The 24,905-nt window shown below is 68.8% G+C and carries 18 protein-coding genes and 1 tRNA gene; 11 read left to right on the forward strand and 8 right to left on the reverse strand.

Features of this window, described 5'->3' with window-relative positions:
• Positions 1-9: 9 nt before the first annotated feature.
• Both ngg and EV666_RS04745 read left to right on the forward strand, forming a co-directional pair.
• Positions 10-1,803, forward strand: a complete 1,794-nt coding sequence (ngg, locus tag EV666_RS04740; protein ID WP_165909897.1) for an N-acetylglutaminylglutamine synthetase — start codon at positions 10-12, stop codon at positions 1,801-1,803.
• Positions 1,804-1,961: 158 nt separating this feature from the next.
• Positions 1,962-3,137 carry an osmoprotectant NAGGN system M42 family peptidase gene (locus EV666_RS04745; protein WP_132003885.1) on the forward strand — a complete coding sequence of 392 codons (1,176 nt, stop codon included), beginning with the start codon at positions 1,962-1,964 and terminating at the stop codon, positions 3,135-3,137.
• A 460-nt stretch (positions 3,138-3,597) separates the two neighbouring features.
• Here the strand turns inward: EV666_RS04745 and EV666_RS04750 are convergent.
• A tRNA-Thr gene (locus tag EV666_RS04750) sits at positions 3,598-3,673 on the reverse strand.
• Between the two features lie 397 nt (positions 3,674-4,070).
• On the opposite strand from EV666_RS04750, the gene EV666_RS04755 reads away from it, so the two are divergent.
• Positions 4,071-5,726 carry an FMN-binding glutamate synthase family protein gene (locus EV666_RS04755; protein ID WP_132003888.1) on the forward strand — a complete coding sequence of 552 codons (1,656 nt, stop codon included), beginning with the start codon at positions 4,071-4,073 and terminating at the stop codon, positions 5,724-5,726.
• Positions 5,727-5,799: 73 nt separating this feature from the next.
• Here EV666_RS04755 and EV666_RS04760 read toward each other — a convergent pair whose 3' ends face one another.
• Both EV666_RS04760 and EV666_RS04765 read right to left on the reverse strand, forming a co-directional pair.
• Complete coding sequence (locus tag EV666_RS04760; RefSeq protein WP_132003891.1) at positions 5,800-7,566, reverse strand: heme biosynthesis protein HemY; 1,767 nt, start codon at positions 7,564-7,566, stop codon at positions 5,800-5,802.
• Positions 7,563-8,900: a hypothetical protein gene (locus EV666_RS04765; protein ID WP_132003894.1), complete on the reverse strand. Its 1,338-nt coding sequence runs from the start codon at positions 8,898-8,900 to the stop codon at positions 7,563-7,565. The genes EV666_RS04760 and EV666_RS04765 overlap by 4 nt, the downstream gene beginning before the upstream one ends.
• Here EV666_RS04765 and EV666_RS04770 point away from each other — a divergent pair.
• Positions 8,899-9,303, forward strand: a complete 405-nt coding sequence (locus EV666_RS04770) for a hypothetical protein (RefSeq protein WP_132003897.1) — start codon at positions 8,899-8,901, stop codon at positions 9,301-9,303. The genes EV666_RS04765 and EV666_RS04770 overlap by 2 nt on opposite strands.
• 41 nt (positions 9,304-9,344) lie before the next feature.
• Here the strand turns inward: EV666_RS04770 and EV666_RS04775 are convergent, their stop codons facing one another.
• Positions 9,345-10,052, reverse strand: coding sequence for a uroporphyrinogen-III synthase (locus EV666_RS04775; protein ID WP_165909898.1), 708 nt, complete (start codon positions 10,050-10,052; stop codon positions 9,345-9,347).
• A 145-nt stretch (positions 10,053-10,197) separates the two neighbouring features.
• Complete coding sequence (hemC, locus tag EV666_RS04780; RefSeq protein WP_132003903.1) at positions 10,198-11,136, reverse strand: hydroxymethylbilane synthase; 939 nt, start codon at positions 11,134-11,136, stop codon at positions 10,198-10,200.
• 433 nt (positions 11,137-11,569) lie between these two features.
• On the opposite strand from hemC, the gene tsaD reads away from it, so the two are divergent.
• From tsaD to EV666_RS04810, 6 genes are all read left to right on the forward strand, one after another.
• On the forward strand, positions 11,570-12,628 hold the full coding sequence (gene tsaD, locus EV666_RS04785; RefSeq protein ID WP_132003906.1) for a tRNA (adenosine(37)-N6)-threonylcarbamoyltransferase complex transferase subunit TsaD: 1,059 nt from the start codon (positions 11,570-11,572) through the stop codon (positions 12,626-12,628).
• 5 nt (positions 12,629-12,633) lie between these two features.
• Positions 12,634-13,671: an NAD(P)H-dependent glycerol-3-phosphate dehydrogenase gene (locus tag EV666_RS04790; RefSeq protein ID WP_132003909.1), complete on the forward strand. Its 1,038-nt coding sequence runs from the start codon at positions 12,634-12,636 to the stop codon at positions 13,669-13,671.
• Between the two features lie 172 nt (positions 13,672-13,843).
• On the forward strand, positions 13,844-14,266 hold the full coding sequence (locus EV666_RS04795) for an EVE domain-containing protein (RefSeq protein ID WP_132003912.1): 423 nt from the start codon (positions 13,844-13,846) through the stop codon (positions 14,264-14,266).
• A 159-nt stretch (positions 14,267-14,425) separates the two neighbouring features.
• On the forward strand, positions 14,426-16,390 hold the full coding sequence (gene acs, locus EV666_RS04800; protein WP_132003915.1) for an acetate--CoA ligase: 1,965 nt from the start codon (positions 14,426-14,428) through the stop codon (positions 16,388-16,390).
• Between the two features lie 411 nt (positions 16,391-16,801).
• Positions 16,802-16,987, forward strand: coding sequence for a hypothetical protein (locus tag EV666_RS04805; protein ID WP_132003918.1), 186 nt, complete (start codon positions 16,802-16,804; stop codon positions 16,985-16,987).
• 162 nt (positions 16,988-17,149) lie between these two features.
• On the forward strand, positions 17,150-17,362 hold the full coding sequence (locus EV666_RS04810; RefSeq protein ID WP_132003921.1) for a hypothetical protein: 213 nt from the start codon (positions 17,150-17,152) through the stop codon (positions 17,360-17,362).
• Positions 17,363-17,419: 57 nt separating this feature from the next.
• Here EV666_RS04810 and ftsY read toward each other — a convergent pair whose 3' ends face one another.
• The gene (gene ftsY, locus EV666_RS04815) at positions 17,420-18,901 is read right to left on the reverse strand and encodes a signal recognition particle-docking protein FtsY (RefSeq protein WP_132003924.1); all 1,482 of its coding nucleotides are present in this window, start codon (positions 18,899-18,901) and stop codon (positions 17,420-17,422) included.
• A gap of 255 nt (positions 18,902-19,156) precedes the next feature.
• On the opposite strand from ftsY, the gene EV666_RS04820 reads away from it, so the two are divergent.
• Positions 19,157-19,933, forward strand: coding sequence for an RluA family pseudouridine synthase (locus EV666_RS04820; RefSeq protein ID WP_245514213.1), 777 nt, complete (start codon positions 19,157-19,159; stop codon positions 19,931-19,933).
• Between the two features lie 113 nt (positions 19,934-20,046).
• On the opposite strand, the gene EV666_RS04825 is transcribed toward EV666_RS04820, so the two are convergent.
• Together EV666_RS04825 and clpB are read right to left on the reverse strand one after the other, a co-directional pair.
• On the reverse strand, positions 20,047-21,603 hold the full coding sequence (locus EV666_RS04825; protein WP_132003927.1) for an aspartate ammonia-lyase: 1,557 nt from the start codon (positions 21,601-21,603) through the stop codon (positions 20,047-20,049).
• Positions 21,604-22,005: 402 nt separating this feature from the next.
• Positions 22,006-24,621 (reverse strand): ATP-dependent chaperone ClpB, encoded by a 2,616-nt coding sequence (gene clpB / locus EV666_RS04830; protein WP_132003930.1) that lies wholly within the window; start codon positions 24,619-24,621, stop codon positions 22,006-22,008.
• Between the last annotated feature and the right edge of the window lie 284 nt (positions 24,622-24,905).

Here is a 24,905-nt window from a genome sequence, read left to right on the forward strand (position 1 = left end):
GTCGCGGCGATGAACGACACCAGAAGCAACGGCAAAAGCGGCGCCCGCGAACGCAAGACCCGCTCGCGCATGATGGCCCACCGCATGCAGCGGCTGCGCGAGCACGGCCTCAAGCCGCCCGTGGAGCACGATCAGGAGCCATCGGGCGAGAACGTCACGCTGGAGTGCGGCTGGGGCCGGCTGCTGTTCAGCCACACGTTCCGCACGCCCGAGGAACTGGCCGCGGCGATGCGCGCCGAAAAGCCTGGCCAGCGCGATATCGCCGTCTATATCCGCGATCCGCACGTGGCCATCGCCGCCGCGCCGCAGGAGCTGTTCCTCGATCCCTCGCACACCTACCGGCTCGACCTGGCGACCTACCGCCCCGAGCACCGGCGCGGTCGTGGCTTCACCATCCGCCGGCTGTCGTCGATGTCGGAAGCGGACGCGGTCAACAACATCTACCTGCGCCGCAAGATGGCGCCGGTGCGGCCGGAGTTCTTCCTGTCCAAGGCGCGCAACGCCCGCGCCCTGATCCACCTCGTCGCCATCGATCAGGACACCAGGCGCGTGCTGGGCACGGTGACCGGCGTCGATCACGCGCGCATCGAGGGGGTGTCCGAGGCCGGCTCGTCGCTGTGGTGCCTGGCGGTTGATCCGCAGGCCCCGCGCCCTGGCGTCGGCGAGGCCCTGACGCGCCATCTCGCCAGCCTGTTCCATGCGCGCGGCGCGCCCTGGATGGACCTGTCGGTGCTGCATGACAACGCCCAGGCCATCGCGCTTTACGAGAAGCTGGGTTTCGTGCGCGTGCCGTTCTTCTCGGTAAAGCACAAGAATTCGATCAACGAGCCGCTGTTCGTCGGCCAGCCCGCCGACGAGGAACAGCTTAACCCCTACGCCGCCATTATCGTCCAGGAAGCGCGCCGGCGCGGCCTGCTGGTCGAGGTGACCGACGCCGAAGGCGGCTTTTTCCGCATCACCCATGGCGGCCGCTCGGTGCACTGTCGCGAAAGCCTCAGCGAACTGACCTCGGCGGTGGCCATGTCAATCTGCGACGACAAGCAGGTGACGCGCCGCTTCGTCGGGACGGCCGGGGTCCGCGTGCCCGACCAGATCGAGGCCGACGACATCGAACGGGTCGATGCGTTTGTGGCGAAGCACGGCAAGGTGGTGATCAAGCCGGCGCGCGGCGAGCAGGGCAAGGGCGTCGCCGTTGGCCTCGACGCCGATGACGACATCGCCGGGGCCATCGCCGCCGCCCGCGCCTTCAGCGACCGGGTGCTGGTCGAGCAATATGTGGAGGGGCAGGACCTGCGCCTCGTGGTCATCGATTACCAGGTGGTGGCGGCGGCGGTCCGCAGCCCGGCCAGCATCATCGGCGACGGCCAGCACACCATCGTTGACCTGATTGAACGGCAGAGCCGGCGCCGCGCCGCCGCGACCGGCGGCGAGTCACAGATACCGCTGGACAATGAAACCCGCCGCTGCGTCGCCGCCGCCGGCTACGCCATGCGCAACGTGCTGCCGCCGGGCGTGGAGTTGCAGGTGCGCAAGACCGCCAACCTGCACACCGGCGGCGCGATCCACGACGTCACGGGGTCGGTGAATCCGGCGCTGGCGGAAGCGGCGGTGAAGGCCGCCCGCGCCATCAATATTCCGGTCACCGGCATTGATTTCATCGTCCCGGACCCGGCCAGCGCGGACTATGTTTTCATCGAGGCCAACGAACGCCCCGGGCTCGCCAATCACGAGCCGCAACCGACGGCCCAGCGCTTCATTGACCTTCTGTTCCCCCACTCGCTCCCGGCCGCGTCCCGGCCATGATCCCCGCGCGATCCCCGCGCGCGCATCCCTCGCGCGCAATGGACAGCCGCCGCTGGCGCTCCAGGGCGCCCGGGCTTTCAGGACGTGGATAGCGCGGCATCGCCCGCGTCCCGTTCACCGCGCCAGACATTGTCCCATCAGGGAGACCAGACCTTCCCATGACCCGCAAGCCCACCGAACCAACCCAGGCGCAGCCGGAAGCCTTCCAGCCGTCCGGCGTCGACACCGTCTACCTCTGCAATGTCCTGCGCCGTCTGCTCGACATTCCAAGTCCCTCGGGCTTCACCGACAATGTGGTCCGCGCCTGCTGCGAGGAGCTGGCGGCGCTCGGCGTCAACTATGAGATCACCCGGCGCGGCGCCATCCGCGCCTGCCTGTACGGTGAGGAGCGTCGCCCGGCGCGCGCCATCATTGGCCACCTCGACACCCTGGGGGCCCAGGTGCGGGCGCTGAAGGACAACGGCCGGCTTGAGCTGGTTTCGATCGGCACGTGGTCGGCCAGGTTCGCCGAGGGCGCGCGCTGCACCGTGTTCATGGAAAACGGTTCCTGCCGCGGCACCATCCTGCCTCTGAAAGCTTCCGGCCATACCTATGGCGATGAGGTCGACACGCAGCCCACCGGCTGGGACCACATCGAGCTGCGCATCGACGAACACGCCGCCACCCGCGCCGATCTGGAGCACATTGGCGTCGCCATTGGCGATGTGGTGGCGATTGATCCCCAGCCGGAGTTCCTCGACAACGGCTTCATCGTTTCCCGCCACCTCGACGACAAGGCCGGCGTCGCGGCGATGCTGGCGGCGATCAAGGCGCTGGCCGACGCCAGCAAGGAAACCGGCCAGCGCCCGCCAGTCGACACCTGGTTCATTTTCTCGATCACCGAGGAGGTTGGCGTCGGCGCCGCCGCCGTGCTCACCGGCGACATCGCCTCCATGGTCACCGTCGACAACGGCACGACAGCGCCCGGCCAGAACAGCCGCGAAACCGGCGTCACCATCGCCATGGCGGATATGGGCGGGCCATTCGACTACCACCTGACGCGCAAGCTGATCCGGCTGTGCCAGGACAACGCCATCGCCTTCCAGCGCGACATCTTCCGTTACTATCGCTCAGACAGCGCCTCGGCGATTGTCGCCGGTCATGACGTGCGCACGGCGTTGATCACCTTCGGCGTCGACGCCAGCCACGGCTACGAACGCATCCATCTCGACGCGTTGCGTTCCGTCGCCGAACTGACCGCCGCCTACGTCAGCAGCGACATCGAGATCGGCCGCGACGCCATCGACCTCGGCCCGCTCACCGGCTTCACCACCCAGCCAACGGCGGAGGACTGAGGAAAGAGCGATACGGCGCGCTGGCTGACAAAACCTGTCATCACCGGCGCTGCCGGATCAGCAACGCCGCCAGTCCCGTGAAAATCAGCGCGATCAGAATTGTTTCGGTCAGTATCCCTGTTCCCATGACGCCTGTTTTCGCCCTTCTGCTTTTATTGCAGAGCCATCGTGCGCCTCCCCGCGACGGCGCTTATGTGCGCGCGCGCATGTCGTGACCCGCCCTGTTGCTGCAAATTGAACAGGCGGGCCTGCAGGTGGATTTGCAGGCAATTGGATTTGCAGGCGATTCTTCGCCGTGCGTCGCGCGCGTCGGGGCGCGCGGGAGGCGATCCAGGGGCCAGGGAGCGCATGGCGCATACGCGGAAGCAGCGCCCCACCCTCCGGGGACCAACTCCTGACGCAGCTGTCCGGCCGCGCCAGCGGCGGCGGGCCATATGGACTAGCGAAGCTTTGGAGGAAGTGGTGCCGCAGAAGGGATTCGAACCCCCGACCTACGCATTACGAATGCGCCGCTCTACCGACTGAGCTACTGCGGCTTCCGGGCGCTTCCTTGCCCCAAATGACGCCCGTTTGCAAGCCTCATGCCGCCGCAAACCACAACCCATGCGCTTCACACACGCTCCATAAGCCCCGCGCGGCCCCAAACGGCCGGATCGCGACGTCGTGGGCGCGCCCGCGACACGCGCCCGGCGCCCCCGTGCGTTGGCGCAGAATCGCGCCCGCGCGCGTCGTGGCCCGCGCCACATGGCGGCGGGCCGGACGCGGTTTTGCGACGTGAAAAAATCAGACGGCGCCATGCCCCTTCGCGCGCGCCCTTGCCGAAAGCGCCCATATGTTGCCTGATCGTCGCCGCCGCCGCATGACCGCGAAATGACGCCGCCGGTTTTGCGGCCATGTACAACAAGAGTGCTGGAACAGCAGGAAGGCCAATCCATGCAGGGCTTGCTCAGGCTGCAACTTCTCGGCCGCTACGCCGTTTTCGTCTGTTGCATTGTTCTGATGATTCTGTGCGGCCTGTTCGCCGACCACCTGTTGTTCGGCCGGTTTTGGGCCTGGCTGTTCGCGGCGCTGACGCTGGTCGGGATTTATGACCTGTTGCAAACCCGGCACGCCATCACCCGCAACTATCCGGTTATTGGCCACATGCGCTTCATGTTCGAGGCCGTGCGCCCCGAGATGCGCCAGTACTTCTTTGAAACCGACGCGGAAAGCCTGCCATTCTCGCGGGCGCAACGCTCGCTGGTCTACCAGCGCGCCAAGGCGGAGCCGGACCAGCGCCCCTTCGGCACCACGCTGGACACCTATGCGGACCGCTATGAGTTCATGGGCCACTCCATCCGCACGGCTCCGCTGGCGGACCCGAAAACCTTTCGCATCACCATCGGCAACAGCCAGTGCGGCCAGCCCTATTCGGGTTCGGTGCTCAACATTTCGGCCATGAGCTTCGGCGCCATCAGCGCCAACGCCATCATGGCGCTGAACCGTGGCGCGAAACTCGGCCAGTTCTGCCAGGACACCGGCGAGGGCAGCGTCAGCCCCTACCACCTGCGCCACGGCGGCGATCTCGTCTGGCAGATCGCCAGCGGCTATTTCGGCTGTCGCAACCCGGACGGCTCCTTCTCGCCGGAAAAATTCGCCGCCCGCGCCGCCGATCCGCGTATCCGCATGATCGAGATCAAGGTCAGCCAGGGCGCCAAGCCTGGCCACGGCGGCATTCTGCCAGCCAGCAAGATCACGCCCGAGATCGCCGAGACCCGCGGCATTCCCCTGGGCCACGACTGCGTCTCGCCGCCGTCCCACAGCCGCTTCCACACGCCGCTGGAGATGATGGCTTTCGTCAAGGAGTTGCGCGAGCTGTCCGGCGGCAAGCCGGTAGGCTTCAAGCTGGCGATCGGCCAGCCCTGGGAGTTCATGGCCATCGTCAAGGCGATGCTGGAGACGGGGATCGTTCCGGATTTCGTCGTGGTTGACGGCTCCGAGGGCGGCACGGGCTCGGCGCCGGTCGAGTTCACCGACAACATGGGCGTGCCGCTGCGCGAGGCGCTGCTGTTTGTCCACAACACCCTGGTCGGCGCCGGCCTGCGCGACCAGATCCGCGTCGGCGCCGCCGGCAAGATCATCTCGGCGTTCGACATGGCCTGCGCCATGGCGCTGGGCGCCGACTGGGTCAACAGCGCCCGTGGCTTCATGTTCGCCGTCGGCTGCATCCAGTCGCGCAGTTGCCACACCAATCACTGCCCGACCGGCGTCGCCACCCAGGACCCCTTGCGCCAGCGCGCCGTCGTGGTGACCGACAAGGCCGAACGCGTCGCCAATTTCCATCGCAGCACCCTGCACGCCCTGGCGGAACTGCTGGCGGCCGCCGGCCTGCGTCACCCATCGGAAATCGCGCCGCACCATATCGCGCGCCGGGTCAATTCAACGGAAATCCGGCTGTTTTCGCACCTCTTCCCGTTCCTGGAGCCTGGCGAACTCCTCGAAGGTCGCGGCGAGCATCCCTTTTACGCCGACACCTGGCGCATCGCCCGCGCCGACAGCTTCGCCCCGGCCGACGCCCCGCGCACCGATATCCGCGCCAGGGCGGCCTGAGGCCCGGAGCCGGACGCCCGGAGCTGGGAGCGGCGGCGGGCGGGACGCGTGCGCCCCGCCTGATCCAGGCTGGTCAGAGGTTGATGCGCCGGGAAACCTGCGGCGACCCTTCATCGTCGTCAGCGACCGGGCCCGGATCATCCGGCGCATGCGCCATCGGGAAGATCACCTCCGACGGCGGCCGCGATGCGACCACGCGCGGCCTGGGGGACGCTTCCCCTGCTCCGCCTGTCGCCACATCACCCGCCGCGCCGGCAGCCGCCGCCGGAACAGCGGCGGCCTGTTGCGTGGTTCCCGCGCCTGCCGGCGGCTGCGGAGCGGCGGCGCCTGATGGCCCGCGCGCTTCCGTTGCGCGCTCGGGCGGCGGCGCTGCGGACGCCACGGCGGCCGGCGACGGCTTGCCGGCTGTCGCCGCGACCGACGCCTCGATTAGCCGGCCTGCGGACGGAGCCGGCGCACCGGCCGCATCCTCCAGCCCGGGCAGATCGCCGGCCGCCATCGTCTCGTCGCCATCGGCGATCACGTCCTCCGATGTCCAGGCGGTGGGGTGGGCGCCCAGCAGTTCAGTCGGCGCCGCCCACACGAAGGCGTCGAGTCGGCCGCTAACCGGCGAGATCGGCTCCCAATGGTCGGACACGACGCCATCGGCGATCCACGCCGGATCACGCGGCGCCCGCGACGCCCGCGCCAGCCATTCGCGCACCGCGCCAGCGCCTGCCGGGCCGTGTTCCGCGATTTCCGCCATCATCAGGCAGACCCGCGCCGGCGGCCGGTCCTTCAGCAACGGCTCCAGCGCCGCCCGAGCCCGGTCGTATTCGCGGGCGTCGATGGCGGTCCGCGCCACGATGATGCGCGCTTCCTCGTGACCAGGCGTCAGCCGTTGCAGGTTGCGGGCCCGGTCGAGCCGGTCCAGCGCCGAATCGCCTGGCCGCATGTCGATGTAGGCGGCGGCGATCTCGGGATGCTGCGCCTGCTTCCAGCCAGCCTCCAGCACCCGCGACGCCTTGCGCAGGGCGCCCTGGCGCGACAGCAGCCGCCCGTACAGCGCCACCGCCGGAACCAGGTCCGGCGCCAGCTTCGTCGCCTGGCGCGCCGCCTCCAGCGCGCCATCTGGATCGGTATCGGCGCTGTCCAGCGCGTCAGCCGTCAGCAGCACCGCCCGCTGGCGACGGGCGAGGTCCCTGTCCATGCGGCCGGTGGCGAGGCGGCGCTCAAGCATGCCCAGCGCGTCGCGCCAGCGCCGCTGCGCCCCCAGATGCTCCAGCATGGCCTCATTGGCCCAACCCACCGCGGGATCGAGCTGCGCCGCCTTGCCGGCGAAGGCGAAAGCGTTGGCAAGGTCGCCCTTGCGCCGCGCCTCCACATACAGGCCGCGCAGTCCAAGCACCCGGGTTTCCGGCTGCTCCAGCATGGCATTGAAGGCGGCCTCCGCCGTCTTGCGGTCACCGGCAAGCTGCGCGGCCTGCGCGCGCAGCAGCAGCGTCATCGGCTCCCGCCCGAGCAGCTTTCCCGCTTCCAGCGCGTAGCGGCGCGCCATGGCGGCGTCGCCAGAGCCAACGGCGATCATGCCGCGCGACAGGGCGGTGAAGCCACGCGCCCGCCGCCGCCCGCTGGTCGCGGCCCCCACCAGGTCCGGCGTGCGCAAAATCATCCGCAACACGGACCAGGCCAGCAGCGCCGCCACGACGACCGCCAGCACCAGCAGCACCGCCACCGCCACCGACGTTTCGATGTGATAGCCCTGCCAGACCACGGCCACGTCGCCAGGCCGGTCCGCCAGCCAGGCGGCGCCGGTGGCGAGCACGGCGATGATGACGATGTACCAGAGGATGCGAATCATGGCCGCGCCCCCTGCCCGGCCCTGGGGGTGCCCTCGTGTTTGTCCGTTTCTGGCCGGGCGAGCGCCGCCAGCGCCGCGTCGAGGGCGCCGCGCGCCGCCCGCTCGGCGGCGACCCGCGCGGTGAGCGCCGCGCCAAACTCCGGCACCGCATCGCGCAGGGGCTGCGGCAATGCCCGCCAGGCGGCTTCGGCTCCGGCGAGATCACCGGCGGCAAGCAGGTCGGAAACCCGGTCCACCGATCCTTCGGCGGCGGCGATGGGCCGCCCCTCCTGATCAATCGGCCGCACTCGCACCAGGCGCGATGCGCTGGCGGTGAGCCGGTCCAGCACGCCTTCGTTCTGGTGCTGCAGGGCCGCGAGCCGGTCACGCACGGCGGCGAAATCATGTTGCAGCCTGGCTGTGGTGGCGACGCCGCCCGCCTCCACGCCCATCAGCGGCGTGGCGGCGCCCTGGCCGCCGGCGGCCGCCAGGTTCGCCACATCGCGCGGCAGTGGTCGGCCGTTACGAATCGCCGCCAGCGCGTCCGCCGCCGCCACGGCCTGGACCAGCGCCTTAACGCGTGGATCCTCGCCCCCGTCCGCAACCTGCCGCGCCAGATCGTTCAACCGCGCGTCAAGACCGCTGACGCGTCCGTCCGCCTGCTCGGCCAGACGCGTCGCGTTCTGCGCCGCTGCCTGCGCGGCCGCCGGATCGCGTTTTTGCACGGCCTCGTCCAGCGCCCGGACCTGGCCGCTCACGTCGTCGAGTTTCGTATTTGCCTCCCGGGCCGCCTGCTCGGCGCCGCCGAGGCGGCTTTCCAGCGCCGCGATCTGCGCTGTCAGCGCCGTATTATCCGCGGCGTCGTTCGCCGCCTGGGCATCGCCAGGGCCGGCCGGCCGCGCCGCCAGGGCGCGGATGTCAGCGCCGGTCCGCTCGCCCAGGGCCGCAAGCTGCTGGTTGAGGGCGGTCAGCCTGTCGGCCAGGGCCGCCACATCGGTTTTCGGCGCCATCGCCGCCATGCGGACCGACAATTCCTGCTCCACAGCCGAAATCCGCTGCTCGATGGAGCCATCCTGCTGGATCGTCGCAATGGAGCCGGGATGGATCACCGAAACGACCCAGGCCCCGGCGACGCCGGCGGCGGCGCCAATCACCGCCGCCAGCACTCCGCCAGCAAAGCCAAGCCCGGCCCTGGGCGAAGCTGGCGGCGAGGCGGACGGTGACGAAGCGGACGGCGGCGCCGACGCCCCGGCGGGCGGGCGCCGCGCCGCCTGGTCGGCGCCGCGACCCGCCGCATCGCCCGGCTTTCCTGATCCGCCAGCGGCGCCCGCTTCCGCCCGCCCGGCCGACGCCATGTCCGCGCCGGCCCGCGTCGTGGTCCCGGGGGAGTTCGCCGCGCCGGGCGGCGCGGGGGCGGCGGCGGACGGGGATGGGGCGGACGTGGTGGAGACGGTTTTCGGACCCGTCGCCGATGCTGGCCCGGAAGCGGTCGCCGCGCCGGCTGATGCGGCGGCCGCCGTGTCCGCCGCCGGCGGCTGGCCGGAGGCTGGCGTCGACGGGGCCGCGGGCGAGGCGGCGCCGCCAGGCTCGACGATCGAGGACGCCGTCGCCTTCAGGTCGATGGTGGTGGGCTGGCGCAATGATTTGCCGGCCGTGGACCTGCCCTCGCTTCCTGTTGAGCCGCCAGCGGCGCCGCCGGCGCCAGGGGAGCCTTTTCCAGTCGAAGAGCTGTCCGTCATCGTCCGTCGTTCTCCGTGAAAAAATTGTCTCAAACTTGCCTGGAAAGCTGTCCGCCGGCGTTACCTGGCCGCCTCCAGCTCCTCCAGCGCCGCCATCACGCCATCTTCGTCCGGATGGCGCGCCGTCACGATGCGGCCGACGCCAGCGTCCCGCAGCACCGCCGCGGCGTCATCGGAGATGGCGACATGGGCGATGGCGCCCACCGCCTCGCGCACGCCGGCCTGTTCGGCAAGCGCCATGAAAACCCCGGCGCTGCGCGGCGAATAATGCAGCGCGCAATCAATCCGCCCGTCGGCAAGGGCGCGCGCCGCGCCGGGCGGCAGCGCGTCGACGGCGTCAGCATGATAGCAAACCCAGATCACCGGGTCGTGGCCGGCGTGGCGCAGCAGATCGGCCAGGTCTTCCTTGCGCTCGCGCCCCACGGCCATCAGCAGGCGGCGCTCCGGCGCCAGGGTTTCGCGCGCCATGTCCGCCAGATCGAGCCGGTCGCCGGCGGCGGACATCACATGCAGGAAGCCGGCGCGGCGGGCGTCTTCCGCCGTGCGGTCGCCCACCGCCAGCACCGGCAGATGCACGGGCGGCTCGGGAAACGCCAGCAGGGCGCCAGGACTGGTGAGAATGATGGCGTCGAACACGCCATGCGGCATCGGCTCGCCGCTGGGAACGATCGTCAGCACCGGGGCGCGGACCACGTCATGCCCCATCGCGCGCAGGCGTTGCTCGGTCTGGCCGGCGCGTGATCCTGGACGCGTGACGAGTATCCGCATGGGCCTCTCCCGATCCGCCGCGACCTTCGCCAGAGGTCCCGCATTCGCGTACAACCGGCGCCGGCCGCATTCCCGGAAGGCATTGTGAACCGGTTCCCGGCAAAAGGCGACTGCGACCCGTGAATTCAATCGGCCGGTTACCGGCTCAGTTCCGGTCGCCCTGATGCTGCAACAACGCCGGGTTGGCGCGGGCCTGGATATCGCGGCCGGCGTCGTCGCCAAGCGCCCGGGCGTCGCTGACCGGTCCCTCGCGCACCGTCTCCACCCATTCGGAGCCATCGAGCGCCAGCAGCAGGCCGCGCAGCAGCAGCCGGCCGTCCCGCACCTGGGCGAGGCCGGCGATCGGCGTGCGGCACGAACCGTCGAGCACCGTCAGGAAGGCGCGCTCTGCGGCCAGCGCATGGCCGGTGTCGGGGCAGATGATGCGGTCCAGCGCAGCAAGCACCGGCGTATCGCCGGTGCGCGCGGTGATGGCGATGGCCCCCTGACCGACGGCCGGCAGCATCTCGTCCAGCTCAAGAATGGTGGCGGAAGGATCGGCCACGCCCAGCCGCCGCAACCCCGCCGAAGCCAGCAGGGTGGCGTCGAAACGGCCTTCATGCAGGCGGGCGAGACGGGTCTGCACATTGCCGCGCAACAGGCCCGTGGTCACGTCCGGGCGCAGGCGCCGCACCTGGGCGGCGCGGCGCAGCGAGGCCGTGCCCACCACGGCGCCAGGCCGCAGATCGGCCAGCCCGCGCGCGTTCGGCGCGATGAGCACGTCGCGCACGTCCTCGCGCTCCAGATAGCCGGCGATCGTCAGGTCGTCGGGCAGCCAGGTCGGCAGGTCCTTGGCCGAATGCACCGCCAGATCGATGGCTCCGGCCTGCAGCGCCGAATCCAGCTCCTTGGTGAACAGTCCCTTGCCCCCCGCCTCGGACAGGGCGCGGTCCTGGATCATGTCGCCGGTGGTGCGGATCACCTCCAGCACGACCTGATCGGGATCAAGGCCAATGCCGGCGATCAGACGGTCCCGCACGATGTTCGCCTGGGCGAGGGCCAGCGGGCTTCCGCGCGTGCCGACGACAAGGCGGGAAATGGACATGTGGCGGTCCTGTCTCAAAACAGGCGGGCGTCCCGGCGGCCAGCCGGAACGCCCGCTGCAGCATCGGCTGCGAAATCCGGGTGTCGCGCGGCGCGTTCCTGGCGGACAAGACCATCCAGGCGCGCTCCGGCGCGGTCTCTATAAAACATTGGTTGCAAAAGTGGGAGCCGATTTGCGGACAGGTTGCCGCAACCGCCGGCGCGTCGTCCACAGGGCCGCCGCCGCGGCCAGCGCGCGCGCCCTGCCGGCGCCGGGTTCCCGCGCTTGGCAATTTCCTTTGCCTGTAACATGCTCTAAAGCATCCCCAGACGGATCCGGCGCGGCTTCGCATCAGGAAAACGCGTCAAATCAAAACGATAGGGCAGACATCCTTCAACCGGGCGGGGCCTTCATCCTCCCGGAAGCCCGTCAGCGGCGGAGTTACGGGAGCACCATGCGCGTCCTCGGCATCGAGACCACCTGCGACGAAACGGCGGCGGCCGTGGTTGAAACCGACGGCGCCGGGCGTCCGATCATTCGCTCCAGCGAGGTGCTGAGCCAGATCGCCGCCCACGCCGCCTATGGCGGCGTGGTGCCGGAAATCGCCGCCCGCGCCCATGTGGAGGCGGTGGATCACATGGTCGCCCGCGCCCTGGAGCGCGCCGGCGTCGAACTCTCCGACATCGACGGTTTCGCCGCCGCGGCCGGCCCCGGCCTGATTGGCGGCGTCATGATCGGCCTCACCACCGCCAAGGCGCTTTCCCTCGTTACCGGCAAACCGCTGATCGCCGTCAACCACCTGGAAGGCCACGCCCTGACGCCCCGCCTGATCGAACAGGTGCAGTTCCCCTATCTGCTGCTGCTCGCCTCCGGCGGCCACACCCAGCTCATCGCCGTGCGCGGCGTCGGCGATTACGTCCGCCTCGGCACCACCATCGACGACGCCATCGGCGAGGCGTTCGACAAGGTGGCCAAGATGTTGGGCCTGCCCTATCCCGGCGGCCCGCAGGTCGAGCGCGAGGCGAAGAAAGGCAACCCGGAGCGCTTCCACCTGCCGCGTCCCATGCAGGGCCGGCCGGTGGCCGATTTCTCCCTGTCCGGCCTGAAAACCGCCGTGCGCCAGGAAGCCCAGAAAATCCTGCCATTGCGCGCCTCCGACGTCTCGGACCTGTGCGCCTCCTTCCAGGCGGCGGTGGTCGACGTGGTGGCGGACCGCACCCGCGTCGCCCTGCGCGGTTTCCGCGATATCGCCGGCCACCCCACGGCGCTGGTCGTCGCCGGCGGCGTCGCCGCCAACATGGCGATCCGGCGCGGGCTGGAGCGGCTGGCGGCCGAAGCTGGCGTTCGCCTCGTGGCGCCGCCGCTGGCCCTGTGCACCGACAATGGCGCCATCATCGCCTGGGCCGGGCTGGAGCGCCTGCGCATGGGCATCCAGGACGATCTCACCGTCGCCGCCCGTCCACGCTGGCCGCTGGACGCCAGCAAGGACACCCGCGCCGGCGCCAAGGCCTGACGGCGATGGCGGAGGCATCTGACGCTTTTGCGTCGCCCCTGCGCATCGCCGTCATCGGCGCCGGCGCCTGGGGAACCGCTTTGGCCAACGCCGCCGCCCGCGCGCAGCCTGACGTCATGGCTAGCGCGGAATCCGTTCCCCTGTGGGGGCGCAACGCCGCCGATATGGCGGCCATGGCGACGCGGCGCGTCAACGAACGCTTCCTGCCGGGGGTCACCCTCGCCGACGGCGTGGCGCCATCGTCCGACCCCGCCGTCATGGCGGGCGCCGACGCCGTGCTTCTGGTCATCCCGGCCCAGCAGATCCGCGCCGCCCTTGCGGGGCTGAAGCCGCATCTGTCGCGCCCGGGCCTGCCGGTCATCATCTGCGCCAAGGGCATCGAGCGCGGCTCCGGCCTGTTCATGTCGGACATCGTGCGCCAGTCCCTGCCGGAAGCTGTTCCCGCGGTGCTCTCCGGCCCCAGCTTCGCCGCTGACGTGGCGCGCGGCCTGCCAACGGCGGTGGTTCTGGCGGCCGATGACGAATGGCTGGCGGCGCGGCTGGCGCGACGCCTCTCCGGCCCGACCCTGCGCGTCTATCACAGTGGCGACATGCGCGGCGTCGAGATCGGCGGCGCCGCCAAGAACGTTTTGGCCATCGCCTGCGGCATTGTCATGGGGCGTGGCCTCGGCGAGAGCGCCCGCGCCGCCCTGGTGGCGCGCGGCTTCGCCGAACTGGTGCGCTTCGCCACGGCTTTCGGCGGCGAAACCGCGACGCTGATGGGACTTTCCGGCCTCGGCGACCTGGTGCTGACCTGCGGCTCCGCCCAGTCGCGCAACTTCGCCTTCGGCGAGGCGCTGGGCGCCGGCGTCGCCCTGGCGGCGGCGGGCGGCGGCAAGCTCACCGAGGGCGCGGCGACAGCGCCGGTGCTGTTGCAACGGGCCCGCGCCGCCGGCGTCGACATGCCGGTGGCGAGCGCCGTCGCCGATATCCTCGACGGACGCCTTGGCGTCGACGACGCCGTGGACGCGCTGATGATGCGACCGCTGCGGCGCGAGAGTTGACGCGCCATCGCGAAAAGCGGACGCCGCTTTCCGTGCGGGAATGCCCGCGAACACGGGCGAACGGGTTAAACCAGATGGAGGCGCCGAGGTCTGGCGCGGCGTGAGGGGAATTGCCCTGACCGCCGTTTCGTGGCCCCTCCAGATCAACCGCCAGGACTCAGGAGCAGAATTCATGGCTTACTGGCTGTTCAAATCCGAACCAGATACGTGGTCGTGGGAACAGCAGGTTGCGCGCGGCGACGCCGGCGAGCACTGGAACGGCGTGCGCAACCATGTCGCCAAACAGAACATGATGGCGATGAAGGTTGGCGATCGCGGCTTTTTCTACCACTCCAACCAGGGCAAGGCGATCGTCGGGATCGTCGAGGTCATCAGACCCTATTACCCCGATCACACCGATCCCACGGGCAAATTCGGCATGGTCGACATCAAGGCGATCGAGCCGCTGCCGCGCCCCGTCACCCTGGAGGAGGCGAAGCACGAGCCGCGCCTCAAGGACATGGTGCTGGTCAACAACTCCCGCCTGTCGGTCCAGCCGGTGAGCGCGGCGGAATGGCGGGTGATGCGCGAACTGGGCGGCCTGCCGGCCGAATGACGCCGCGACGATGCGGCGTCCACCGCCCTGATCCATTGGCCGCCTTGCGCCGCGCGGCCGCGCCCGGCTAACCTCGCCGCCAATCGTCCATATGAACGACGCGCGCCCCGGGGGACAGCGGTCCCGCCTGGCGGCGCCAGATTTACTGGGGAGCACGCAATGACCGATCTGTCCCACGGCAAGACCTATCCGCCGCCTCCCGAATGGCAGCCGCGCGCGTGGGTCAATCCCCAGACCAGCCGGGAGATGTACGACGCCTCGATCGCCGATCCGGAGCTGTTCTGGGACGAGCACGGCCAGCGCATCGACTGGTTCAAACCCTATACCCGCGTCAAGAACACCAGCTTCGCCCCCGGCGCCGTGTCGATCCGCTGGTATGAGGACGGCGTCACCAACGCCGCCTATAACTGCATCGACCGTCACCTGGAGACGCGCGCCGATCAGGTCGCCATCATCTGGGAAGGCGACGATCCGTCCGAGTCGAAGCACATCACCTACCAGGAGCTGCACGACGAGGTCTGCCGCTTCGCCAACGTGCTGCGCAACCGCAATGTCGGCAAGGGCGACCGCGTCACCATCTACATGCCAATGATCCCCGAAGCGGCCTACGCCATGCTGGCCTGCGCCCGCCTCGGAGCCGTGCATTCGGTGGTGTTCGGCGGCTTCTCGCCGGATTCGCTCGCCGGCCGCATCGAGGATTGCGGCTCGCGCGTCGTCATCACCGCCGACGAGGGCCTGCGCGGCGGCCGCAAGGTCGCCCTGAAGGCCAATGTCGACGCCGCCATCGACCGCCTGCCGCCTGGCGTTGACGTGGACCACGTGATTGTGGTGCGGCGCACCGGCGCCAATGTCGCCATGGATCCGCTGCGCGACGTCTGGTACGACGCGGCGCGCGAGATGGTCACCGCCGAATGCCCGTGCGAACATGTGGAGGCGGAGCACCCGCTGTTCATCCTGTACACCTCCGGCTCCACCGGCAAACCCAAGGGCGTGCTGCACACCACCGCCGGCTATCTGGTCTATACGTCGATCACTCACAAATATGTCTTCGACTACCATGACGGCGACATCTACTGGTGCACCGCCGACGTGGGCTGGGTGACCGGCCACAGCTACATCCTCTACGGACCGCTGACCAACGGCGCCACGACGCTGATGTTCGAGGGCGTGCCCAATTATCCGGACATGTCGCGGTTCTGGCAGGTGATCGACAAGCACCAGGTCAACACCTTCTACACCGCCCCCACCGCCCTGCGCTCGCTGATGCAGGCCGGCGACGCGCCGGTGAAGGCGACCTCCCGCGCCTCCCTGCGCCTGCTGGGCTCGGTGGGCGAGCCGATCAACCCCGAAGCCTGGGAGTGGTATCACCGGGTCGTCGGCGACGACCGCTGCCCCATCGTCGATACCTGGTGGCAAACCGAGACCGGCGGCGTGCTGATCAGCCCGCTGCCCGGCGCCACCACGCTGAAGCCTGGCTCCGCCACCCTGCCGCTGTTCGGCATCCGGCCCGAACTGGTCGACGCCGACGGCAAGGTGCTGGAGGGCGAGGCCGAGGGCAATCTGGTGATCGCCGACTCCTGGCCTGGCCAGATGCGCACGGTCTACGGCGACCACCAGCGTTTCATGGACACCTATTTCGCCACCTATCCGGGCAAATATTTCAGCGGCGACGGCTGCCGCCGCGACGCCGACGGCTATTACTGGATCACCGGACGCGTCGACGACGTCATCAACGTCTCGGGCCACCGCATGGGCACCGCCGAGGTGGAATCGGCGCTGGTGGCGCACGCCAGCGTCTCGGAGGCGGCGGTCGTCGGCTACCCGCACGACATCAAGGGGCAGGGCATTTACGCCTACGTCACGCTGATGTCCGGCGTGGAGCCGACCGAAACCCTGCGCAAGGAGCTGGTGGGCTGGGTGCGCCAGGAAATCGGCCCGATCGCCACGCCCGACCTGATCCAGTTCGCGCCCAATCTGCCAAAAACCCGCTCGGGCAAGATCATGCGCCGCATCCTGCGCAAGATCGCCGAGGACGATTTCGGCGCCCTGGGCGACACGTCCACCCTGTCGGATCCGGCCGTGGTGGATGAGCTGGTCAACAACCGCCAGAACCGGCGAGGCTAAAACGCTGTCCGGTCAGCCGGAAACGGCTGATCGACCAGGCTGCCCCCCACGCGTGCAGAACCGGAGCATTTGCTGATCCCGATGGATCGAAAAATGCTCCGGGACATTTTCTGAAAAAGGAGTTTCCACCTCCATCAGGAAATGCGTTGAATGAAGGCGACCAGCGCGCCTCCGTAACCAGATTTAAACGAAGCGCCCCAGCGCACGGTGCGAACAGGCCGTTAAAGGCTGTTCGCGAACAATCTTGCGTTCAAAAAAGATGGGAGGGGTGATGCAACACAACCGCATCCCGCTCCAGATTTGTCATTCCATCTCCATATGGGAGCCGACACGCCATCTGCTCCGCTCCAGAATCACCACGTCCTTACCGGCCGCCGCCGTCCCGGGCGTGATATGACTATGGAGACGCGTATGACACGGCTGATCATCATGACGTGCGCCGGCCTGCTGACCACCAGCGCCATGGCGCTCGATCAGACGCCGAAGCCTGTTTCCCAGGAAATATGGCAAACATGCGTGAACCACTGTCTGTGTCAGGCGCCCGAAGTCATCCTTACATGCGTCGAGGACTGCATCACACGCCTGTCGGGGCAGTGACATGAACCGATTGTCCGCAACGGTCTGGCGCAGATCGTCTGCCAGGGAACGATCCGGATGAAAAGACGGGCGCGCGCATCAGAGAAGTCCCGCAACTCCTTCAGGCATTGACCGCGCGCCCGCCTGTGACCAGCCATACTCAAAAGTCAGAAGGATATTTGCATGCTTCGGCCCGTCATCTGGGCGCTCATGATGCTCGCCGGTTCAGCCTCCGTCGCCGCCGCCGCCCCGGAGGATTCAACAGAGCAGGAAGTCATCTACTGCCAGAGCTACTGCATGGCGAGGCATCCGCTCCGCCCGGATAAATATGAGCAGTGCACCTATAACTGCCTCGCCCGCCACAGGCAGATCAGGCACGGCCGCCGTGGCTACTGAAACCAGCGCCCATCTGTCCGACAACGCGGCGGGCGGCGTGAAGCCCGCCGCGGGCGCTTAACGCGCCTCGGGCAAGCCCGCGATGGCCCGGGCGAAGTCGCGGGCGGAAAACGGCTCCAGATCATCGACGCTCTCGCCGACGCCAATGAAATGCACCGGCAGGCCAGATTTCGCCGCGATCGACACCAGAATGCCGCCGCGCGCCGTGCCGTCGAGCTTGGTCATCACCAGCCCGGTGACGCCAGCGGTTTTCGCGAAAATCTCCACCTGATTGACAGCGTTCTGGCCGGTGGTGGCGTCCAGCACCAGCAACGCCGCATGAGGCGCGCCGGCGTCGAACTTTTTCACCACGCGAACGATTTTCTCCAGTTCGGCCATCAGGCCGGCCTTGTTCTGCAGACGGCCGGCGGTGTCGATCATCAGAACGTCGACGCCGCGTTCCTTCGCCTCCTTCAGGGCGTCGAAGGCCAGGCCCGCCGCGTCCGAACCCTGCGGCCGGGCGATGACCGTCGCGCCGGTCCGCTCGCCCCAGACCTTGAGCTGCTCGATCGCCGCCGCGCGAAAGGTGTCGCCCGCCGCCAGCATCACCGAACGGCCCTCGGCGCGAAACTTTTGCGCCAGCTTGCCGATGGTGGTGGTCTTGCCGGCGCCGTTGACGCCGATCATCAGGATGACGAACGGCTTGTGGTCCGCGTCGATGACCAGCGGCTGCGCCACCGGCGTCAGCGTCGCCTCCACCTCGCGCGCCAGAACCTGCTTCACCTCATCGGCGGAGATTTCCTTGTCGTAACGGCCAGCGCTGACCGCCTTGATGATGCGATCCGTGGTGTCAACGCCGAGGTCGGCCTGGATCAGGATGTCTTCCAGATCCTCCAGCGCCGCCGCATCGAGTTTGCGGCGCACGAACAGATCGGTGATGCCGGTTCCGATCGAGGATGAGGTGCGGGAAAGCCCGCCCTTCAGCCGCTGCCACCAGCTTTGTTTGACTGGCGGGGTCGCAACGACCGCGACCGGCGTCGCGGCAGGATCGGGCGCCGGGGCAGGATCGGGCGCCGGGGCAGGCGTTGGGGGAGCAGGAATTGGCGCGGGCGCAGAAACCGGCGCGGGAGCGGAAGCCGCCGCGGCAGCCGGATGTGACGGAGCGGCTGGCGCGTCCTGCGGCGCCGGGGCAGATGTCTGCGGAGCAGGCGTCGCGGGCGCAAGCGCAACAGGCGAAGTAGCAGGGGTCGGCGAGGCCGGCGCAGGCGCAACAGGAGATGGCGCAACAGGAGATGGCGCGACAGGAGATGGCGCGACCGGCGCCGGCGGGGCAGGCGTTTCGGTTGCGGACACCGGCGCCGGCGTCACGCCAGGCGCCGGGGATTGCGCGACAGGCCCGGGCGCCGTGGCGGCGTGATCCGGTTTCGCAGCCGGCTCTTCCGGTTTCGCCGCTTCGTGGTCGAGCTTTTCGGGCGCTTCGGCAGGCTTTTCCGCTTCAGCGGCGTTTTTCTTGCCGCCGAACAGCCGCGAAAAGAAACCCTTCCTGTCGTTGTCGCTCATGTCGTTCCCAATGATCGCCGGCCATTGCCGTCCGTCTGTCCGCGTCCATGACGCCATGAATGCCGGCCATCACGGATGCGGGCCCGCCGCATTGTTTCCACGCCAGAATTCCGCGCGCGCCGCCGGCCTATGGTCTTAACCGCCGGCGCGGCGATGGCAACCGCAACCTGTCGGAATATGGCGACGCGGGGCAAAATTTGCGCCGCCCGCCGCACCGCTTTACAGCGGAGCTGACGACCGGACCCCGATGACCGCATGCCTCACGCCAACGCGCCTTCTCCCCCGACCCTCGACGACCTGCGCGCCGGCATGGCCGACCGGGTGCTGTATCGCGATGGGCTGATGCTGGTCATCAACAAGCCGTTCGGCGTGCCGGTGCATCGCGGGCCGGCGGCGGCGGACTGGAAAAACGCGCCGGATCTGGAAAGCGCCTTCGATGTCCTGCGCTTTGGCCTGCCGCGCATTCCCGCCCTCGCCCACCGGCTCGATCGCGACACCTCCGGCTGCCTGGTGCTCGGCCGCCACCGCAAGGCGCTCGACAGGCTGGGCCGCATGTTCAGGGCCGGCGACATCGACAAGACCTATCTGGCGGTGGTCGAGGGCCGCCCCGAAACCGACGCCGGCGAGATTGACCTGCCGCTGGGCAGGCGCGACCCGGATCGCGGCTGGTGGATGAAGGTCGATCCGGCCGGGCTGCCGTCCCTCACCCGCTGGCGCGTGCTCGGAGAAATGACCGCTAACGGCGCGCCGCGCGCTTTGGTGGCGCTGGCGCCGGTCACCGGGCGCACCCACCAGTTGCGGGTGCACTGCGCCGCCATGGGCTGGCCGATTCTTGGCGACGCTGTCTACGGCGCCGCGCCCCGCCATGGCGGCCCTGGCCTGCATCTGCACGCGCGCTCGGTGACTATTCCGCTCTACCCCAACAAGCCGCCGGTCGTGGTGACGGCGCCGCCGCCGCCCCATATGACCGCGATGCTTGAGACGATGCCTGGCTGGAGCGTGGTCGAGGAAAGCGGCGCCCACCCCCGGTGAACAACATGCGCCGCATGACAGGGCGTTTCCGGCGAACCGGACTTCACCGGGCATGCCCCAGGAGGCGATCGATCTGGCCCGAAGCAGCGGTGATCCCGCCGCAAGGCCCCGCGTTACTCCATCCGCTCATCCAGCACCGGTTCCTGCTGCGAGCGGGCCAGTTTGAGGCGCATGGGCGCGGTCATCACCTCGGCGCGCAACGCTTCGGCCAGGGCTTCCGGAGACATCAGTCCCTCCTCCAGAACGATGTCCGCCACCCGGCGGTTCTCGCGCAGCGCCCGCTTTGCGATGCGGGATGCGGCTTCGTAGCCGAGCGCCGGCCCCAGCGCCGTCACCAGACCAATGGCGTTGTCGACGCCGGCGCGGCAATGCTCCCGGTTGGCCTCGATGCCCTCCACGCAGCGCAGCCGCAGCGTTTCGATGGCCGCCGTCAGATGCCGCAGCGATGACAGCAGGCTCCAGGCGATGGTCGGCTCGAACGCGTTCAGTTGCAGCTGGCCGCCTTCGGCGCACATGGTCACCGTCAGGTCAGCGCCGATCACCAGATAAGCCACCTGATTGACCATCTCCGGAATCACCGGATTGATCTTGCCCGGCATGATCGACGACCCCGCCTGCACGGCGGGCAGCGTGATTTCGTTGAAGCCGGCGCGCGGGCCACTCGACAGCAGGCGCAGGTCATTGCAAATCTTCGACAGCTTGACGGCGAGGCGCTTCAGCACGCCGGAGAACAGCACGAACGCCCCCATGTCGGAGGTCGCCTCGACCAGATTGGCGGCGGGCGTCATCGGCTCGCCGGACAGCCGCGCCAGCTCCTCAACCGCCAGGCTGGCGTAGCGGGGGTCGGCGGTAAGGCCGGTGCCAATCGCCGTGGCGCCGAGATTGACTTCATGGAACAGAACGACGGCCTCGCGCAGTCGCCCGATATCCTCACGCAGGGTCGCGCTCCAGCCATCGAACTCCTGCCCCAGGGTCATGGGCACCGCGTCCTGCAACTGGGTGCGGCCAATCTTCAAGACGTCAGAGAAGGCGACGGCCTTCGCCTTCAGCGCGTAACAGAGGTCATCGATCGCCCGCAGCAGCGGCCGCGTCGCCGCGATCAGCGCCAGCCTGACCGCCGTGGGATAGGCGTCATTGGTCGACTGGGACATGTTGACGTCGTCATTGGGGTGCAGGCAGGCGTACGCGCCCCTGCCGCGCCCCATCAGCTCCAGCGCGAGGTTGGCGATGACTTCATTGGCGTTCATATTCGTGGAGGTGCCGGCGCCGCCCTGCACCACGTCGACGACGAACTGGTCATGCAGCCGGTCGCCGGTGTGAATCATGACGCAGGCAGCCGCGATGGCGTCGGCTTTCACGGGCGGCAGCAGGCCAAGGCGGCGGTTGGCCAGCGCCGCCGCGTGCTTCACCAGCGCCAGGCTCCGCACCAGATCGGGAAAATCACCGACCTTCACGCCGGTCACGGGAAAATTGCCAATGGCGCGTTGCGTGTGCGCGCCCCAATAGGCGTCGCCCGGCACACACACCGCGCCAAGGGAATCCGCCTCCCGCCGGACGGACGCGCCGGCGCCGTATCCATTCATGTCAGCGGGGCCGGTCGGGCCGGCGGCAACCGGCGGCGCATCGATATGGATGATGGGATCTGTTTTGCTGTCGCCGCTGCTCGCCATGGGCCACCACAGGCTGGCGCGGCGCAAAACCTGCGCGCCGCGCGCTCAAAAGCCCCCCGCCCCAATGATCTGTTACCGCAAATACATCATGCGATCCAGCTATTCATTTTTTCCTGTAATTAATTCCGACATGGATAGCCGTCGCAATTTTTGAAATTAGCATCGATATTCAATAATTTCACGCCGCAACTGGCGGAGCGTTACTGTTCGACGCCGCCCGCCGGACAGCGACTGCCTGATCAACCCGCTCATGTCTCGCGCCAGGCAGGCCTGACGCCGGGCAAAGTCTGACACGGGGCAAAGTCCGACACCGGGCAGCCCGCCCCGTGTGGCGGAGCCTGCCCCAGGGCCAGGCCCATGGGGACAGGGCGCGGGGCGGGTGAACGCCGCCGCGCCCCGCGATCAGTTCAGGGCGGCGCCGGCGGGGCGGGCGGCCTCGGGGCCAACCGCCATGTCGCCGACCGTCAGGCCAAGCGGCCCGGCGTTCACCGAAACCGCGTCGCCGTCCTTCACCTTGCCGGCCAGGATCAGCTCGGCCAGCGGATCCTGCACGTTCTTCTGCACCACCCGCTTCAGCGGACGGGCGCCGTAAGCCGGATCGTAACCGCGCCCCGCCAGCCAGTCGCGCGCCTCGTCGCTGACATCGAGCGTGATCTTGCGCTCCTCCAGCAGCCGCGCCAGGCGCTTCAGCTGGATGTCGACGATCGCCCCCATCTGGTCGCGCTTCAGCCTGTGGAACAGGATGATCTCGTCGACGCGGTTGAGGAACTCCGGCCGGAAGTGGCTGCGCACCACCGCCATCACCTCGTCGCGCACCGCATCCGAATCCTCACCCTCCTTCTGGTTGACCAGATATTCGGCCCCCAGGTTCGAGGTCATGATGATCAGCGTGTTGCGGAAATCGACGGTGCGACCCTGGCCGTCGGTGAGACGGCCGTCGTCGAGCACCTGCAGCAGCACGTTGAACACGTCCGGGTGCGCCTTCTCCACCTCGTCGAACAGCACCACCTGATAGGGCCGGCGCCGCACGGCCTCGGTCAGCGAACCGCCTTCCTCATAGCCGACATAGCCGGGCGGCGCGCCGATCAGCCGCGACACGGAGTGCTTCTCCATGTACTCGGACATGTCGAGGCGCACCATGGCGTTCTCGTCGTCAAACATGAACGACGCCAATGCCTTGGTCAGCTCGGTCTTGCCGACGCCCGTCGGGCCGAGGAACATGAACGAGCCGATCGGCCGGTTCGGGTCCTGCAGACCGGCGCGGGCGCGCCGCACCGCCGTCGACACGGCGATCACCGCCTCATGCTGGCCGACGACGCGCCTCGCCAGCGCCTCCTCCATGCGCAGCAGCTTGTCACGCTCGCCCTCCAGCATCCGGTCGACGGGCACGCCGGTCCAGCGCGACACCACCTGGGCGATATTGTCGGGCGTCACGGCCTCCTGCACCACGTCCTTGCCGCTGCTTTCGGTGTCGGCCAGTTCCTTCTCCAGGCCGGGAATGACGCTGTAGGTCAGCTCGCCGGCGCGCTGGTATTCGCCGCGCCGCTGGGCGATGGCCAGTTCGTTGCGGGCTTCATCCAGCTTGCGCTTCAGGTCGGCGGCCTTGCCGAGCTTGTCCTTCTCCGCCTGCCATTTGGCGGTCAGGGCGGACGACTGCTCCTCAAGGTCGGCCAGTTCCTTTTCCAGCCGGGCGAGCCGGTCCTTCGAGCCGGCGTCGCTCTCCTTCTTCAGCGCCTCGGCCTCGATCTTCAGGCGCACCACTTCGCGATCGATCGAGTCCAGTTCCTCCGGCTTGCTGTCCACCTGCATGCGCAGGCGGGCGGCGGCCTCATCGATCAGGTCGATGGCCTTGTCCGGCAGGAAGCGGTCGGTGATGTAGCGGTTCGACAGGGTGGCCGCGGCGACCAGGGAGGCGTCCTGGATGCGCACCCCATGGTGCTGCTCATAACGCTCCTTCAGCCCGCGCAGGATCGAGATGGTGTCCTCCACCGTCGGCTCGGAGACGAACACCGGCTGGAAACGCCGCGCCAGCGCCGGATCCTTCTCCACGTGCTTGCGATACTCGTCGAGCGTGGTGGCGCCGACGCAGTGCAGCTCGCCGCGCGCCAGGGCCGGCTTCAGCAGGTTGGAGGCGTCCATGGCGCCGTCGGTCTTGCCGGCGCCCACCAGCGTGTGCATCTCGTCGATGAACAGGATGATGTTGCCTTCGGCGGACTGCACCTCCTCCAGCACGCTCTTCAGCCGCTCCTCGAACTCGCCGCGATATTTCGCGCCGGCGATCAGCGAGCCCATGTCGAGAGCCAACAACTGCTTGTCGCGCAGGCTCTCCGGCACGTCGCCGTCGACGATGCGCCGCGCCAGCCCCTCGACGATGGCGGTCTTGCCGACGCCCGGCTCGCCGATCAGCACCGGATTGTTCTTGGTGCGCCGCGACAGAACCTGGATCGTCCTGCGGATTTCCTCGTCGCGGCCGATCACCGGGTCGATCTTGCCCTCGCGGGCCGCCTGGGTGAGGTTGCGGGCGTATTTCTTCAGGGCGTCATAGGCCTGCTCGGCCGAGGCGGAATCGGCCGTGCGGCCCTTGCGCAGCGCCTCGATGGCAGCGTTCAGCCCCTGGGCGGTGACGCCGGCGGCGGCCAGCGCCTTGCCGGCCTCACTGTCTTTCTCGATGGCCAGCGCCAGCAACAGCCGCTCGACCGTCACGAAACTGTCGCCCGCCTTGTCGGCGGCTTTCTCGGCGGCGTCGAAGACGCGGGCCAGCGCCGGCGACAGATACACCTGGCCGCTTCCGCCCTGCACTTTCGGCAAACGGCCCAGCGCCTGCCCGGTCTGCTGCAGCGCCAGACGCGAGTTGCCGCCAGCGCGGTCAATCAGCCCGGCGGCGAGGCCCTCGGGATCATCCAGCAGCACCTTCAGCAGGTGCTCGGGCGTGAACTGCTGGTGATTTTCACGCAGGGCAAGCCCCTGCGCCGACTGGAGGAAGCCCTTCGAACGGTCGGTGTATTTGTCAATGTTCATGCGCATCTCCTTTCGGGCCCCCGCATATGGGGCGACCCGCGACGGCGGCCCCTCGGGAGGCGACTGCCGGAATACGTCGCTGGCGCACTGCGCCGGCACTGACGTATCTGGGTGTTGCTGACCGGCAACACCAGAGGGGACGGTTGTTTTTTATCAGGCCCGAAAGCCCCGCCTCCGCCGGTGAGACACGGACCTGATCGCATGCGTCAGCAGCATCCGGCGCGCCCCGGCAATGCGCCAGACTGGATGCTGCTTCAGAGAATACAGGAATACATGGGGAGCCC

The organism is Camelimonas lactis (genome assembly GCF_004342915.1).
GTDB lineage: Bacteria > Pseudomonadota > Alphaproteobacteria > Rhizobiales > Beijerinckiaceae > Camelimonas > Camelimonas lactis.

Coding starts and splice junctions, on each gene's coding strand:
- EV666_RS04810 (WP_132003921.1), top strand. CDS start 17,150: ATGCTTCGGCCCGTCATCTGGGCGCTCATGATGCTCGCCGGTTCAGCC.
- EV666_RS04770 (WP_132003897.1), top strand. CDS start 8,899: ATGTCCGCGCCGGCCCGCGTCGTGGTCCCGGGGGAGTTCGCCGCGCCG.
- EV666_RS04765 (WP_132003894.1), bottom strand. CDS start 8,900: ATGGCGTCGGCCGGGCGGGCGGAAGCGGGCGCCGCTGGCGGATCAGGA.
- clpB (WP_132003930.1), bottom strand. CDS start 24,621: ATGAACATTGACAAATACACCGACCGTTCGAAGGGCTTCCTCCAGTCG.
- EV666_RS04755 (WP_132003888.1), top strand. CDS start 4,071: ATGCAGGGCTTGCTCAGGCTGCAACTTCTCGGCCGCTACGCCGTTTTC.
- EV666_RS04760 (WP_132003891.1), bottom strand. CDS start 7,566: ATGATTCGCATCCTCTGGTACATCGTCATCATCGCCGTGCTCGCCACC.
- ftsY (WP_132003924.1), bottom strand. CDS start 18,901: ATGAGCGACAACGACAGGAAGGGTTTCTTTTCGCGGCTGTTCGGCGGC.
- EV666_RS04745 (WP_132003885.1), top strand. CDS start 1,962: ATGACCCGCAAGCCCACCGAACCAACCCAGGCGCAGCCGGAAGCCTTC.
- EV666_RS04790 (WP_132003909.1), top strand. CDS start 12,634: ATGGCGGAGGCATCTGACGCTTTTGCGTCGCCCCTGCGCATCGCCGTC.
- hemC (WP_132003903.1), bottom strand. CDS start 11,136: ATGTCCATTTCCCGCCTTGTCGTCGGCACGCGCGGAAGCCCGCTGGCC.
- EV666_RS04795 (WP_132003912.1), top strand. CDS start 13,844: ATGGCTTACTGGCTGTTCAAATCCGAACCAGATACGTGGTCGTGGGAA.
- EV666_RS04775 (WP_165909898.1), bottom strand. CDS start 10,052: ATGCGGATACTCGTCACGCGTCCAGGATCACGCGCCGGCCAGACCGAG.
- acs (WP_132003915.1), top strand. CDS start 14,426: ATGACCGATCTGTCCCACGGCAAGACCTATCCGCCGCCTCCCGAATGG.
- ngg (WP_165909897.1), top strand. CDS start 10: ATGAACGACACCAGAAGCAACGGCAAAAGCGGCGCCCGCGAACGCAAG.
- EV666_RS04820 (WP_245514213.1), top strand. CDS start 19,157: ATGCCTCACGCCAACGCGCCTTCTCCCCCGACCCTCGACGACCTGCGC.
- EV666_RS04825 (WP_132003927.1), bottom strand. CDS start 21,603: ATGGCGAGCAGCGGCGACAGCAAAACAGATCCCATCATCCATATCGAT.
- EV666_RS04805 (WP_132003918.1), top strand. CDS start 16,802: ATGACACGGCTGATCATCATGACGTGCGCCGGCCTGCTGACCACCAGC.
- tsaD (WP_132003906.1), top strand. CDS start 11,570: ATGCGCGTCCTCGGCATCGAGACCACCTGCGACGAAACGGCGGCGGCC.